Annotated in this window: 15 protein-coding genes; 7 read left to right on the forward strand and 8 right to left on the reverse strand. The window is 58.0% G+C overall.

The annotated features are described in order from the left end of the window. Positions 1-208 precede the first annotated feature (208 nt). From OA238_RS20575 to ubiA, 3 genes are read right to left on the reverse strand one after another with little or no spacing between them, the layout of a single operon-like run. Positions 209-535 carry a hypothetical protein gene (locus OA238_RS20575; RefSeq protein ID WP_015496685.1) on the reverse strand — a complete coding sequence of 109 codons (327 nt, stop codon included), beginning with the start codon at positions 533-535 and terminating at the stop codon, positions 209-211. Continuing rightward, the gene (locus OA238_RS20580) at positions 532-2,460 is read right to left on the reverse strand and encodes an OmpA family protein (RefSeq protein WP_015496686.1); all 1,929 of its coding nucleotides are present in this window, start codon (positions 2,458-2,460) and stop codon (positions 532-534) included. The genes OA238_RS20575 and OA238_RS20580 overlap by 4 nt, the downstream gene beginning before the upstream one ends. A 57-nt stretch (positions 2,461-2,517) precedes the next feature. Next, positions 2,518-3,477, reverse strand: coding sequence for a 4-hydroxybenzoate octaprenyltransferase (gene ubiA, locus OA238_RS20585; protein WP_015496687.1), 960 nt, complete (start codon positions 3,475-3,477; stop codon positions 2,518-2,520). A gap of 11 nt (positions 3,478-3,488) precedes the next feature. Here ubiA and OA238_RS20590 point away from each other — a divergent pair, with 11 nt between their 5' ends. From OA238_RS20590 to OA238_RS20605, 4 genes are read left to right on the forward strand one after another with little or no spacing between them, the layout of a single operon-like run. Beyond that, the gene (locus tag OA238_RS20590; protein WP_044037272.1) at positions 3,489-4,208 is read left to right on the forward strand and encodes a 16S rRNA (uracil(1498)-N(3))-methyltransferase; all 720 of its coding nucleotides are present in this window, start codon (positions 3,489-3,491) and stop codon (positions 4,206-4,208) included. After that, entirely contained in the window at positions 4,205-4,771 is a 567-nt protein-coding gene (locus OA238_RS29230) for a GNAT family N-acetyltransferase (protein ID WP_015496689.1), read from the forward strand. Before OA238_RS20590 ends, OA238_RS29230 begins: the two co-directional genes overlap by 4 nt. After that, a complete protein-coding gene (locus OA238_RS20600) occupies positions 4,768-5,289 on the forward strand; it encodes a hypothetical protein (RefSeq protein WP_015496690.1) in 522 nt (173 codons plus the stop codon). The genes OA238_RS29230 and OA238_RS20600 overlap by 4 nt, the downstream gene beginning before the upstream one ends. Before the next feature lie 57 nt (positions 5,290-5,346). Further along, positions 5,347-6,717: a glutamate--cysteine ligase gene (locus OA238_RS20605; protein WP_015496691.1), complete on the forward strand. Its 1,371-nt coding sequence runs from the start codon at positions 5,347-5,349 to the stop codon at positions 6,715-6,717. 76 nt (positions 6,718-6,793) lie between these two features. Here the strand turns inward: OA238_RS20605 and plsY are convergent, their stop codons facing one another. From plsY to OA238_RS20630, 5 genes are read right to left on the reverse strand one after another with little or no spacing between them, the layout of a single operon-like run. Next, on the reverse strand, positions 6,794-7,402 hold the full coding sequence (gene plsY, locus OA238_RS20610) for a glycerol-3-phosphate 1-O-acyltransferase PlsY (protein ID WP_015496692.1): 609 nt from the start codon (positions 7,400-7,402) through the stop codon (positions 6,794-6,796). Beyond that, entirely contained in the window at positions 7,395-8,663 is a 1,269-nt protein-coding gene (gene pyrC, locus OA238_RS20615) for a dihydroorotase (protein WP_015496693.1), read from the reverse strand. Before pyrC ends, plsY begins: the two co-directional genes overlap by 8 nt. Positions 8,664-8,723: 60 nt before the next feature. Next, positions 8,724-9,293: a hypothetical protein gene (locus OA238_RS29235; RefSeq protein ID WP_015496694.1), complete on the reverse strand. Its 570-nt coding sequence runs from the start codon at positions 9,291-9,293 to the stop codon at positions 8,724-8,726. After that, on the reverse strand, positions 9,290-9,709 hold the full coding sequence (locus tag OA238_RS33030) for a hypothetical protein (protein ID WP_015496695.1): 420 nt from the start codon (positions 9,707-9,709) through the stop codon (positions 9,290-9,292). The genes OA238_RS29235 and OA238_RS33030 overlap by 4 nt, the downstream gene beginning before the upstream one ends. Beyond that, positions 9,706-10,668 (reverse strand): aspartate carbamoyltransferase catalytic subunit, encoded by a 963-nt coding sequence (locus OA238_RS20630; protein ID WP_044037274.1) that lies wholly within the window; start codon positions 10,666-10,668, stop codon positions 9,706-9,708. The genes OA238_RS33030 and OA238_RS20630 overlap by 4 nt, the downstream gene beginning before the upstream one ends. 135 nt (positions 10,669-10,803) lie before the next feature. Here OA238_RS20630 and OA238_RS20635 point away from each other — a divergent pair, with 135 nt between their 5' ends. The 3 genes from OA238_RS20635 (at position 10,804) to OA238_RS20645 (ending at position 13,698) form a co-directional block, all read left to right on the forward strand. After that, entirely contained in the window at positions 10,804-11,610 is an 807-nt protein-coding gene (locus tag OA238_RS20635) for a uracil-DNA glycosylase (RefSeq protein WP_015496697.1), read from the forward strand. Next, positions 11,607-12,146: a molybdenum cofactor biosynthesis protein B gene (gene moaB / locus OA238_RS20640; protein ID WP_015496698.1), complete on the forward strand. Its 540-nt coding sequence runs from the start codon at positions 11,607-11,609 to the stop codon at positions 12,144-12,146. The genes OA238_RS20635 and moaB overlap by 4 nt, the downstream gene beginning before the upstream one ends. A 94-nt stretch (positions 12,147-12,240) precedes the next feature. Beyond that, positions 12,241-13,698, forward strand: a complete 1,458-nt coding sequence (locus OA238_RS20645; protein WP_015496699.1) for an efflux RND transporter periplasmic adaptor subunit — start codon at positions 12,241-12,243, stop codon at positions 13,696-13,698. Positions 13,699-13,700: the final 2 nt, after the last annotated feature.

Raw genomic sequence — 13,700 nt, forward strand, 5'->3', positions numbered from 1 at the left:
ATATGGCTGCTTTCACAATTTAATCTTGATTTCTAAGTTTTCGTCTGTTGCTCTGATTAAAAACAATGCCCCTGAACAATATAAGCTCTTTGCCGACTTTCGCTGCACTTGCACAGATCGTTCAAAAACGACCCTTTTTTGAACGCAATATCTGAAGCTGACATTGATGCGCTTGCGGCGAACTCACACTTGGTCCGCAAAACAGACCCTACCCCGCGCTTTGGCGTTCGATATAGGCGCGCATTTCTTCGGCTTCTTGGCGCGCGACGCGCAGCCCGTCCATGGCGGCGCGCAGTTCTGCTTCGGTCTGGCTAAGCTGGTTGGTGATCTCTGCCTCGCGTTGCTGCAAATAGGTGATCGCCTGATCGCGGGTTTCCTCGGCTTCGTGCAACGACTGCGCCATGCGGTCCAGTTCACCGACCTCGGATTTGGACACGCGGGTGAACCGGTTGATCAGCCAGCTGGCAAACCAGCCCAGACAAAAGGCCACAAACAGGATAATCGCCGTGGCGACAATAAATTCGGTTCTGTTCATTCTGTTGCGTCCTCTGGTGCGGCGTCTTCGTCTGGTGTGGCATCTTCACGTGCTGCGTCTTCCGCCGCGGCTTCTACTTTGATCTGGTCTAAACCCGTGAGTTCTTCGGTACTTTCAGGCACGATCAAACTGAATTCAATCCGACGGTTCGCTTCACGGCCATCGGCGGTTTCATTGTCGGCAATCGGGTCCGCTTCGCCGTAACCCACAGACCGGAAACTTGCCACAGGAACCCGTCGAACCCGCAAACCGTCAAGAACCGCGTCGGCCCGCTGTTGGCTCAGGCGTTGGTTGCCATCTTCAGACCCTTGGCTGTCTGTGTAACCCGCGATCTCGATCCGCAAATCGGCGCAGCGTTGAAGGATTTCTGTGATGTCATCCAGAATTGCAGCGCCCGCCCCAGCGATCCGCGCTGAGCTCGGTTCGAAGGTAATCTTTCGGGACTCAGTCACATTCATGATCTGGTCCAGACATTCTTCGGTGGTCGGAAGCGCCGCAATCGGGTCGAGTGCTTCTACGTAGGTGACGCTGACCTCGAACTCCTCAGCCTCACCCAACTTTTCGATCAGCAAGCGGGTAATTTCGCCACTCGCATCCGGTAAGCCAGTGTTACCACGCACGACGATGTTGGCAGGTTCAACAATGACGGACCCGTTAGACAGCTGCGACAGCGCCTCGATTCCGGCCAGCACCCGAATCGGCCAACTGTTGGGCAGCCCGTCCACAATCCGCGTCGCCATGGAAACATCAGCCGATGCAAATTTGGCATGGGCGAAATTTTCCGCCGTGGAATTCAGCAGTTCAGTCGAAATACGGCCGCGCAGTTGCACCAACCCTTCGGGGCTTAACGTTGCGATAAATTGTGGCGGGCCTGCGCCATCTTGCTCAGGCGTCGCGGGTAAAATCGCCTCTAGGGCAAAGATTTCCGGCAACGCATTCTCAAGCTCGCCAGCGACCCGATCAAAATTGCCTGCGACGGTGCCCGCGTTGGCAACCAAAATGATATCGGCGTCAGAGATCGTGACGGTGCCCCCCCCCAAGTCATCCAGCGCCGCAATCGACATCGTTACCGCATCAGCCCAGCGCGTCGTCGGGGCGCCAAGTGCAACCATGCATCCGATCTCACCTTCGACACCGACGGCCTGTGCTGCCGCGATAATGCGCAGTTCAGCGGCCGTCGTGTCAGCGACACAACTGTCAAACCGTCGGCCATTTTCGTCAATGATAAAGCGCGTCAAAAACGGCGACATAACGGGGCGCGGCGCCATTATATTTAGCGTGATCGTCACGCCGTCAGGACTAGACCGGCGCAAGCTGGTTTCCAGTTGGGCCTTTTGTTCCGGTGAATCTGAAATGGCTTCTACAGTGACCACGCCTGCTCGCACAGAAATCTTGGAGCGCGGCAGTTGGCGCAACGCACGAAGCGAAAATGCGACCGCGCGGTCCCACCCGTCTGGAACTTCGTAATCTGCTGTCGCAAGGAAGTCAGCGAAGTTGCTGTTTTCGCCCGCCATGTCAGTGAGCGTTTCAGTGAGATCGTCGCGGTCCGACGATGCGGGAATCAAGCCGATGATCGAAATGCCACTGTCATTGCGCAAAATTTCCAACGAGAATTCCGGCGCCACGATGCTTGCACTGTCCTGCACGGTCATGTTGTCAATCACGCGACTTGCGTCGACCATGCCGCCTGCTGTTGAAATGGCACGAAACCGCATGGCTTCGTTTGGGGCCTCGCCTTCAAGAATTACTTGTAACCCATCGCCCAGAACAGACGCAAAAGCGTGGCCGTTTTCATCCAGCGCGACGCCGACGGCTTCGACAGATCGGGTTTCCACGGCTGTCACCACGACACGCGCCGCAATACTGCAAACGATGACAGCAAGGCAAAACGCCACGAGTCGAATAAAAAGGGCAGAGAGGCGCATGAAGGCGTTCCTGAACGGTGTAGACCAGTGCTTAGGCCGTTGTTACGTCAGGTTCAATCACACGAACAGCGCTACGGCGAAAAATGGCAGAGGGATGAGGCCCGCATCGCGGTTGGATCGAAACAATCGCAAAAGTTTGCTGCTGTCGTCTGCGTCAAATCCGCGTTGCTGCCATGCAAGGTGCCAGCCCATCGCCCACGGCCCGCCCAAAGCGACAACCAACGCCAAGACATTGGCATTCATCCCCGCGAGGATCACCGCCAGACCCAAAAGGCAAACCGTCGCGACCATGAAATACCGCAACCACAGTGGCGTCGCATCCCCAAACAAGCGCGCTGTTGATTTCACGCCGATCAGCGCGTCATCTTCCACGTCTTGATGCGCATAGATCGTGTCATAAAACAGCGTCCACGCAATCCCCGCGAGGTACAGCGCGACCGCAGGCCAGCCCAACGACCCCGTGTGCGCCGTCCATGCCAGCAAAGCGCCCCAATTAAATGCCAGACCCAGAAACACCTGCGGCCACCATGTAAACCGTTTTGCGAACGGATAAATCGCCACCGGAAGCAACGCGAGAATCCCCAAAAGCACCGCATTGGAATTAAACGTCAGCAGGATCAGCAGCGCCAAAAACGATTGCAATGCCATCCACACCAGCGCTTTTCGCACGCCAATTTGCCCCAACGGGATCGGGCGATTCGCGGTGCGCGACACTGATCCGTCAATGTCGCGGTCGGTGATGTCATTCCATGTGCACCCCGCCCCGCGCATCAAGAACGCGCCGATGGCACACCCGATGGCAATCCAAAGATCAAACAGACTGGCGCGGCCAGTGTGTAACATCGCGAGGGCCAAGCTCCACCAGCACGGCAACAACAAAAGCCACGTCCCGACGGGGCGGTCCGCACGGGAAAGTCGCAAAAAAGGTCGCGCGCGCGCCGGCGCGTAGCGATCAACCCAGTTTCCTGTCACCGCATCAGCGATTTCAACCTCTGGCGTCCGGTTGGCGTCGGTCATATATTCACCCTATGGCACGAATTAGACTGTATGTAGACCACCCTTTGGGCCCGCAAGAAAGGGTCGCTCTTTCGCGGGAGCAGGCGCATTACCTCTTCGGGGTGATGCGGTTGGACGTGGGCGCGGATGTGTCCCTGTTTAACGGGCGCGACGGGGAGTGGCACGCGCAAGTTGCGGCCGCATCCAAAAAGAACGGCGTGCTGGATTGCATCGTGCAAACCAAGCCGCTGCAATTGCCGCCGGACCTTTGGCTGGTCTTTGCCCCCATCAAAAAAGACCGCACATCATTTATCGTCGAAAAGGCTGCCGAACTTGGCGCGGCGCGGATTGTGCCGGTGCAAACGGAATACACCCAATCGGCCAATCGTGTGCGCCAAGACAGGCTGCAGGCCCATGCGCTTGAAGCGGCGGAGCAATGCGGTGGAACTTATGTGCCTGAGGTGGCAGAGATTCAGAAGTTCGCAAAAATGTTCAACAGGTGGGACCCGACGCGGCGGATCTTGTTTTGTGACGAAACGATGGTCGGCCAAGGAGCTGTGATACCAACAGGTGAAGGACCTTGGGCAATCCTGATCGGGCCGGAGGGTGGGTTTTCAGACAAAGAACGTGAACGTTTGAACGGGATGGCCTGCGCGCACGCCATAAGCCTTGGGCCGCGAATCTTGCGGGCTGATACGGCGGCAGTCGCGGCAATGACGCTGTGGCAACAGGCGTTGGGGGACTGGACGTGAGATTCGTTCGCATCACACCGCCTGACGTTCAACAGGTTGCAGCATTCCCGCGCGATCGGTCGGACTACGTTAAGTTTCCGCTCAATAACCTGACCCGATTTGGGCTGGACGGCATCGACAACCTTGCGCCTCGCATGTGGCGCAACGGGGACGGCGCACTCAGCGATGTTCTTAGCGTTACCAAGACGGGCATGGTGATGCCCTATCTGCCATCGGGTGATTTTGACGCCGCAGCGGACGCCGTGACGGATCGCATCAGTCGCGAAATGGCGGAAAACTACCGCGAGATTTTGATGGATGGTGATACGCCCGTCGCCGCGACCGCCTTTAATGCCGCCCTGCCACAAATCGTCCGGATCGGCGCGGTGTACACACCGCCTGCCCTGCGCGGCAAAGGTCATGCGCGGCGCGCGCATCTGGCACAAGCCCGCACCACTGGCGTACGCCGCGCGACCCTGTTCGCAAGCGCCCAAAATGCCATCGCTGCCTACACAGCGGTCGGCTTCAGACAGATCGGGGATTGGGTCCTCGCTATTTTCAAAACGCCGCAGGTGGTGCCATGAAAACCGAAGGCATCAGACCTGAAATTCGCGAAGGCCTTTGGCGTTGGCGCGAAGTTATTGCGGCACTTGCGCTGACGGCTGTTGGCCTTTGGTGGGGGGTTGTGTCGTTCGGGATCGTGCAATGGCTTGGCTGGGGCATGGCGGCATTGGGCGCGGGCATCGCAATCGCGGCGGCACAGAAAGTTCGCTTTCGCCCCGACGGTGACGGCCCCGGCGTGGTGACATTGGATGAACGACGGGTCACGTACCTCGGCCCGCTGGACGGTGGTGTGGCCGATCTTGATCTTATGGTGCAACTGGATATCACGCCCGCCCCAGCGTGGCGTTTGATCAATGGCGGTGGGCAGCACCTCGACATTCCGACCAATGCGGTCGGCGTTGAAGTTCTGTTTGATGTGTTTGCCGCCCTGCCCGGAATAAAAACCGAATATATGTTGTCACTTCTCAACAGCCCGCGGCCTGCAAAAATGACTGTCTGGATGGCCCCTGATCACAAGCCATACACGCTGTTGCATTGACACTCCCGCCCACCTCGGCCACGTCTTAAATTCATCCTCGCAAACGGAGCGTTTCCCATGTCCATTCCACAAACCGGCGGCGGTCCGATTGAACACCATGACCAGCTTGCGCAATATCTGGCGGACGGGTGTAAGCCCAAAGCCGATTGGCGCATTGGCACCGAGCATGAAAAATTTGGTTACTGCAAAGACACCCATAAACCACTGCCATTTTCGGGCAAACGATCCATCGAAGCGGTTCTAGGCGGTCTGCGTGACCGCTATGGCTGGGCCCCTGTCACCGAGGGTGGGTTTCTGATCGGTCTTGAAAAAGACGGCGCGAACGTGTCGCTGGAACCTGGCGGCGCGTTGGAATTGTCCGGCGCACCAGTGGAATCGATCCATCAGACGTGTGACGAAGTGAACGTTCACCTTGCGGAAGTGAAATCGATCGCGGACGAGATTGGCGTTGGCTTTATTGGCCTAGGCGCTGCCCCCGCTTGGTCGCATGACGAAATGCCACTGATGCCTAAGGGCCGCTATAAGCTGATGGATGCCTATATGGACAAGGTCGGTACGTCGGGCAAAATGATGATGCGCCGGACCTGCACCGTGCAAGTGAACCTCGATTTTTCGTCCGAACCCGACATGATCCAGAAAATGCGCGTCGCGATTGCGTTGCAGCCCGTGGCGACTGCGTTGTTTGCCAACTCGCCGTTCTTTGATGGCAAACCAAATGACCACAAAAGCTGGCGCGCCCGCATTTGGCGTCATCTGGACGATGCCCGCACAGGTATGTTGCCGTTTGTGTTCGACGAAGATTTTGGGTTCGAACGCTACGTGGAATACATGCTCGATGTGCCGATGTATTTTGTCTACCGCGATGGCAAATATGTTGACGCGCTTGGCCAGTCGTTCCGCGATTTCCTCAGGGGCCAATTGCCCGCATTGCCCGGTGAAACGCCGACGCTTTCGGATTGGGCCGATCATCTGACAACGGCCTTCCCCGAGGCCCGCCTAAAGCAATTTATCGAAATGCGCGGGGCCGATGGTGGCCCATGGCGTCGCCTGTGTGCGCTGCCCGCATTCTGGGTCGGCCTGACCTACGACCAAGTGGCTTTGGACGCCGCGTATGATCTGTGCAAAAACTGGGACACAGAAACCCGCGAGCAATGGCGTGTGGCGGCATCTGTTGATGGTTTGCAAGCCAAGGTCGGCGGCCAATCCATGCACGACATCGCCCGTGAATGCATCAATATCGCTGAACTGGGTCTGAAAAACCGCGCCATGCCGGGTGCCGGGGGCATGGTCCCTGACGAGACGCATTTCCTGAACGCGCTGAAAGACAGCGTTGAAACGGGCAAAACCCCTGCCGATGAACTGTTGGAGCAATACCATGGCGCGTGGGGTGGTGATTTGAGCAAGATTTACGGTAAATTCAGCTATTAAAGCTGTCGTGGCAACGTCCCGTCTGAAATAGAAAATTTTCCTGACCAACAGTTGAGTAGGGTTTTGCCCCTGCCTGCTAGGTCTTTTGGCCGATCTTGTCTTCGGTCCCGTCGACCAGACGGCGGATATTGCCCGCGTGTCGCCAAAAGATCAGCGCGGCCAGGAACGCGCACAGCATGAATATTTGTGGCTCGCCCAACACGACGGCCCAAACCATTGTGGACGCCGCAGCGACCAAGGCTGCGAGCGACGAGAACCGGAACACCAGCGCTGTCACCAACCACGATAAACACGCCGCGATGCCGATGGGCCACGCCAGCCCGTAGAGCACGCCAAGGAACGTCGCGACGCCCTTACCTCCGCGAAATTTCAGCCAGACCGGAAAACAATGCCCGATCATCACCGCGAAGGCTGCGATTTGGGATGCATCGGCGTCAGCGTATGCCCGCGCCAAAAGCACAACCACAGCGCCCTTGCCGCCATCCAACAGCAACGTCAGCGCCGCAGCTTTTTTCGACCCAGTGCGCAAAACATTCGTCGCACCTATATTGCCCGACCCGATGTCGCGCAGGTTTCCAAGGCCCATGACGCGGGCAAGGATGAGGCCAAACGGGATCGACCCGATGATGTAGGCAATCACGGCCCATAACAGCAGTGTCGGTCCGGAACTTACAATATCAGGCATTGGTCAACCCTTTGGTTTTGTTCACACCCGCCACGTAGGTGGCGATGACTTTGCCCTGTAAAATGGCCCCGTCGAACGGTGTATTTTTGGATTTAGAAAGCAGTGCAAATCGATCCAGTCTGTAGCTCGCGTCCGGATCAAACAGCACCAGATCAGCAGGCGCGCCCACAGACAACCGCCCACAGGCCAGACCCAGACGGTTCGCCGGATTCAGCGCCAAGGCGCGGAACAGATGCGGCAAATCCATATGGCCCGCATGCACAAGACGCAGGGCCGCCGGAAGCAGGGTTTCCAAGGCAACGGCGCCGCTTGCGGCTTCTTCATAGGGCAGGCGTTTGGATTCTTCGTCCTGCGGCGTGTGCATGGAACAGATGATATCGATCAGACCGGACGCGACGGCCGCAACCACGGCCAAACGATCATCCTCGGATCGCAAGGGCGGCTTGAGCTTGAAGAACGTGCGGTAGTCGGCCACGTCCAATTCGTTCAGCGTCAGGTGATGGACGCCCACCCCCGCCGTAATATCCAGCCCATTGGCTTTCGCACGTTCCAACGCAGGCAGCGCGCGCGCCGTGGTGATCTGATCAACGTGATACGCCGCCCCGGTCATTTCCAACAGTGCGATATCACGGTCCAGCCCCATGCGTTCGGCCATCGGCGATACGCCGGACAATCCGCGCAGGGTCGCGAATTTGCCCGATGTGACCGACCCGCCCGCCGACAATCCCGGTTCCTGGACATGGCCGATCACCAATGCGCCAAGCGAATGGGCATAAGTCAGCACACGCGAAAATATCTTGGTGTTTGTGACGACACGGTCACAATCGGTGAACGCGACCGCACCTGCATCCAGCAAGAACCCGATCTCTGTCATCTCGCGCCCGGCGCGTCCCTTCGTGAGGGCGGCCATTGGCAGCACGTTAACAGCCGCATCAATCGACGCGCGGCGTTCGACAAATTCCAGCGTTTCAGGGGTGTCGATGGCAGGGTCGGTGTCGGGGCGTGTCACGATGGTGGTGATGCCACCGGCGACGGCAGCGCGGCCAGCGGATGCGAAGCTTTCCTTATGCCGCTCACCCGGTTCGGACACCTTAACGCCAATATCAACGATCCCGGGTGCGAGACATTTGCCACGGCACTCTATCACCTCATCCACATCGACCGCGTCAGAAATCAGCCCGTCAACGACGAAGAGATCCCCAAGCGTGTCAGTCCCTGTTTCGGGATCAATCAAGCGGGCGTTCTTAAAATGTAATCTCATGACATTCCTTTTGACCGTCGCTGCGGGGCGCGTAAACTGTTTTAGGCGGCGCGATTTGCGTCATCCTGCAATCTTGATCATCAACCACACCAACAGCGCCATCACCAGCAGGGCAATCGTCGCCACGCGACCAGACATGGCAGCGTCCGATACGGGTTTCTTGCGCGGCGCATCCGAAAGAGACCCTTTGGCGCTGTCATCGGGCAGCGCTTCAAACGTCACCGGTGCGCCTTCTTCGCGAAACGCCGCGATGAACCGCAGCGGCGCTGCAGGTGCAAGCGTCTGCGCGGCACCTTTGAAAGCGGAACTAAACACAATCGCGACGTGTCCCTGAACACCCGTCAACAATTCGCGGTATGGTTCAACGTCTGCCGGAGCGACACCATTGCCAAGGGTCAGGTAGCCCGCCAAGCCAATCTCACCGAGAGCCTCAACATCAACAATCTCGATGGAATCTTCGTTCAGGTCTGCGGTGACACCCAATGACGCGCGCAAAGGCCAAGGATCATCGCCGCCAGTTTCGTGGCGTTCTGCAAACAGCTGGATTTGATCGGCAGGCAAATCGATGCCGTATATCCGGATCACACCGCGTTCATTGGCCGTAACGTTTTTGGGATTGATTTGGGTCAAGTCACTGCCTTTCGTGCGGCGTCTATGGTTCGGGTCACTGCAGGCCCGTCTTCAGGGTAGAACAATTGCAGGGGTTTACCACCAGAGCTATGGCGCACCTGCACAGCCACGGTTTTAGATTTTATCGTGTCAATGGACCCCAACGGGATGTCCACACCACCTTGCAAAATAATCCGCTGGTTGGTGATCCATGCGCGATGTCGGCCAAGGGTGAAACGTTCCTGAACCAACAAGAAACACGTCACAAACAGCGGCGCAATCGGCCAATAGGTATCGGGAAACGTAACAGCAAAAGCCAATGTCGGGAGCAAACTGACAGCCAACAGGAACAGCGCCACCCGCTTAAACACCCGCAGGCTGGGCAGGTGATTGTGCAAAATGACTTCGTCGTTGTTCAGCGGTGGCGCGTCGGTCAAACCATGACCCCCGCAGCTTTCGCCCCGCGTGCCGCCCAAAGATTGCGCGCCAAAAGATCCATCGCGGCCATACGCACAGCAACACCCATTTCGACCTGTTCTTGAATGACGCTGCGGTTGATGTCGTCAGCGATTGATCCGTCAATTTCAACGCCGCGGTTCATCGGGCCGGGGTGCATGACGATGGCATCAGGTTTCGCAAACGACAGCTTTTCGGCGTCCAGCCCGTAACGGTGAAAATATTCACGTTCTGACGGGATAAATCCACCGTCCATGCGTTCTTTTTGCAGACGCAGCATCATCACGACATCGACGTCCTTTAACCCCTCGCGCATATCGTGGAACACTTCGACACCGAAGTCTTCGACGCCGGATGGCAGCAGCGTCAGCGGGCCGACCAGCCGCACGCGGTTTTCCATTTTGCCAAGCAACATGATGTTGGATCGCGCCACGCGGCTGTGCGCCACATCGCCGCAAATGGCGATGGACAGGCGGTGCAGCCGCCCCTTTGCACGGCGGATCGTAAGCGCATCCAGCAGCGCCTGCGTTGGGTGTTCATGGCGCCCGTCACCAGCATTCAAGACGGCACAGTTCACTTTCTGAGCCAGCAAATCGACCGCGCCGGAATGGGGATGCCGCACGACCAGCAAATCGGGACGCATTGCGTTCAGCGTCAGCGCCGTGTCGATCAGCGTCTCACCCTTTTTGGTCGAACTGGTGTGCATCGCCATGTTCATCACATCCGCGCCGAGGCGCTTGCCCGCGATCTCGAAACTCGCCTGTGTGCGGGTCGAGTTTTCGAAGAACATGTTGATTTGTGTCAGACCCTCAAGAACATCACGATGCGCGCGTCCTTTGCGGTTATCTTCGGCGTATTTGTCCGCCAAATCCAGCAATGTGGTGATTTCAGATGGATGGAGGTGTTCAATGCCAAGCAAGTGCGATGCGCGAAATGTCATGGGACCTCCGGTCTGACTGGTATTATTCTTTAGTTCGATGTTCTGGGTCGATATTCTTGGCATCTTATATGGGGGCGATTGCGCAGCGGCAAGATCAGCGCGTGATCTCACCATTTCAGCACGTTAGAGTGGCGCATGGAATCGGGTATGGAATTTTGGACGGCCAAGGCGCTGCTCGACTGGCAGGTCGAAATGGGCTGTGATGAGGCGATTGGTGATGAACCCGTCGACCGCTACGCGTTGAAGGACGTTAAACCTGCGCCCAAACCCGTCCAAGCACCGTCCACACTGGCGTCCGCCCCACCGCCTGTTGCCACCCCTGCACCCGAAGTCGACCAGATCAGCGCCGCGCGCGATGCCGCAAATGCGGCCCAAGACCTGGCTGCATTGCGTGCGGCCATGGCCACGTTTGAGGGATGCGCGCTCAAGCCCGTCGCGCGCAATCTGGTCTTTTCGGGTGGTATTGCAGGCGCACCCGTTATGATCATAGCCGACGCACCCGACCGCGATGATGACCGCGCCGGAGAAATGTTTGCAGGACGCACCGGCGCATTGCTGGACAAAATGCTGGCCGCCATCGGGTTGGGACGCAGCGGTGACGCGCCAATATACGCAGCCCCCGTTTTGCCTTGGAACCCACCACAAAACCGTGATCCCGATGCAGAAGAAATGGCGATGATGCTGCCATTCCTACAACGCCACATTACACTCGCCGCGCCTAAAATTTTGATCTTGATGGGCAATGGCCCCTGTCAGGCGCTGCTTGGAAGAAGTGGCATGACCCGTCTGCACGGCAGCTGGGCCGATGTTCAGATCGGGTCGGCCAGCTTGCCAGCGATCCCGATGTTCGCGCCATCCTATCTATTGACCACCCCATCAGCAAAACGCGAAGCCTGGGGTGATCTGTTGTCCCTCAAGGCCCGCCTGAAAGACCTATCATGACCCTTGACGAAAGCCGCACATTTATCCCTGTTCGCATCGCGATACTGAGCGTCAGCGACACCCGCAGCCTGACTGATGACAGATCAGGCCAGACGCTGGTGGATCGCCTGACGGACGCGGGCCACACCCTTGCGGATCGCAAAATGTTGCGCGACGAACGCGACCAGATTGCTGACCAGCTGCGGGCGTGGTGCGCTGATCCGGACATCGACGTGATTTTGACGACGGGCGGTACCGGACTGACGGGGCGCGATGTCACTGTCGAAGCCCACCGCGACGTCTATGAAAAAGAGATCGACGCCTTCGGCACGGTGTTCACGATGATTTCAATGCAAAAGATCGGCACCAGCGCTGTTCAATCGCGGGCAACGGGCGGTGTAGCCAACGGCACCTATCTGTTTGCCCTGCCCGGCAGCACCGGCGCGTGCAAGGATGCGTGGGATGAAATTTTGGTCAAACAGCTCGATTATCGGCACCGGCCTTGCAATTTTGTCGAAATATTGCCGCGTTTGGATGAACATCAGCGACGGAAATAATAATCTGGACCGTAGTATACTACGTATACTTATAACGTCGATTAATACCGGACCTTCGCTAAATCAATGTGGACCGATTTCAGAGGCATAGCCCATGCAATTTCTAAGACGCAGCCTGATTGGAATTTTTCTACTGGCCCTGACGCTGGCGCTGTTTGCATGGGCAGGCAATACCGTGCGCCTTGCGGTGCAAGATCGGATGAACGCCGAACCACGCAGCTTTCCACAGCGCGAACGGGTTTTGTCAGTCAATGTCGTGACCGTGACGCCACAAACCATTGCGCCGGAACTGGTGGTCTTTGGCGAACTCGGCAGTACCAACACGTTTGATCTGCGGGCGCTGTCCAGTGGCACCGTGCTTGAAATATCCCCGAACTTTGTTGACGGCGGGCGGGTGCAAAGCGGTGAGCTTATCGTTAAAATTGACCCCCGCGACGCCCAATCTTTCCGTGACCGGACAGCGGCCGACCTGCGCGATGCGCAATCTGAGGTCCGTGATGCTGAACGCGCTTTGGTTATTGAACGTGACGAACTCGCGGCGGCAAATCAACAGGTGGATTTGCGACAGCAGGCCCTGACCCGTCAGAACGACCTTGTGACGCGCGGCGTGGGAACCGCTGCCGCCGTTGAAACCGCAGAACTGGCGCTGTCTGGCGCAAATCAAGCGGTCCTGTCGCGCCGCCAAGCGCAGGCAGATGCGCAGGCCCGTCTGGATCAGGCCGCGACGGGCCTTGATCGCGCACAGCTTAACCTTGCGGACGCTGACCGTGGCGTGGCGGATACCGAAATCCGCGCACCGTTTTCGGGCACCTTGGCAGAAGTCAACATTTCCCAAGGGGTGCGCGTCACCGCAAATGAACGGCTGGGGGAGCTGGTCGAGAAAGACAACCTCGAAGTCTCGTTTCGTCTGTCCACCGTCCAATATGCACGGCTGGCAGGTGCTGACGGCGCGCTTGGCGATGCCGCTGTCACCGTCACGCTTGAGGCGCAGGACCTGACGCTAACCGCGTCCGGCCAAATCACCCGCGAAAGCGCCAATGTCGGCGAAGGTCAGACCGGCCGTTTGTTGTTTGCGCGTCTGGACACCGCCGTTGGTCTGCGCCCCGGGGATTTTGTGACCGTGACCGTGACAGAACCTGAGTTGCGCGGTGTCGCAATGGTGCCATCAACCGCAATTGGATCGGGCAGCAGCGCGCTGATGCTCGCTGAGGGCAACCGCCTTGAGGACGTCGCCGTCGTGGTTTTACGCCGCCAAGGCGATGACGTTATCATTCGCGCACCTGCGCTTTATGGCCAACAAATTGTCGCGGAACGTTCACCGCTTTTGGGCGCTGGCATCGCGGTGCAGCCGATTGATCCCAACGCCGAAGCGGTCGCGCCGCAGCCACCAGAAATGATCACGCTGGATGATGATCGCCGCGCGCGGTTGATCGCCTTTGTCGAAGGGTCGCGGATGCCGCCACCTGTGCAAGCCCGCGTCATTGGCCAGTTGGAACAGGACGAAGTTCCTGCCGATGTGGTTGAAGACCTCGAAACGCGGATGGGGACTTAAAC

The sequence above is a fragment of the Octadecabacter arcticus 238 genome (genome assembly GCF_000155735.2).
GTDB lineage: Bacteria > Pseudomonadota > Alphaproteobacteria > Rhodobacterales > Rhodobacteraceae > Octadecabacter > Octadecabacter arcticus.

Excerpts from the sequence above, each read along its gene's own strand:
- ubiA (WP_015496687.1), bottom strand. The coding sequence starts at position 3,477 with ATGACCGACGCCAACCGGACGCCAGAGGTTGAAATCGCTGATGCGGTG.
- moaB (WP_015496698.1), top strand. The coding sequence starts at position 11,607 with ATGACCCTTGACGAAAGCCGCACATTTATCCCTGTTCGCATCGCGATA.
- OA238_RS20635 (WP_015496697.1), top strand. The coding sequence starts at position 10,804 with ATGGAATCGGGTATGGAATTTTGGACGGCCAAGGCGCTGCTCGACTGG.
- OA238_RS20600 (WP_015496690.1), top strand. The coding sequence starts at position 4,768 with ATGAAAACCGAAGGCATCAGACCTGAAATTCGCGAAGGCCTTTGGCGT.
- plsY (WP_015496692.1), bottom strand. The coding sequence starts at position 7,402 with ATGCCTGATATTGTAAGTTCCGGACCGACACTGCTGTTATGGGCCGTG.
- OA238_RS20645 (WP_015496699.1), top strand. The coding sequence starts at position 12,241 with ATGCAATTTCTAAGACGCAGCCTGATTGGAATTTTTCTACTGGCCCTG.
- OA238_RS20575 (WP_015496685.1), bottom strand. The coding sequence starts at position 535 with ATGAACAGAACCGAATTTATTGTCGCCACGGCGATTATCCTGTTTGTG.
- pyrC (WP_015496693.1), bottom strand. The coding sequence starts at position 8,663 with ATGAGATTACATTTTAAGAACGCCCGCTTGATTGATCCCGAAACAGGG.
- OA238_RS20630 (WP_044037274.1), bottom strand. The coding sequence starts at position 10,668 with ATGACATTTCGCGCATCGCACTTGCTTGGCATTGAACACCTCCATCCA.
- OA238_RS20590 (WP_044037272.1), top strand. The coding sequence starts at position 3,489 with ATGGCACGAATTAGACTGTATGTAGACCACCCTTTGGGCCCGCAAGAA.
- OA238_RS20605 (WP_015496691.1), top strand. The coding sequence starts at position 5,347 with ATGTCCATTCCACAAACCGGCGGCGGTCCGATTGAACACCATGACCAG.
- OA238_RS20580 (WP_015496686.1), bottom strand. The coding sequence starts at position 2,460 with ATGCGCCTCTCTGCCCTTTTTATTCGACTCGTGGCGTTTTGCCTTGCT.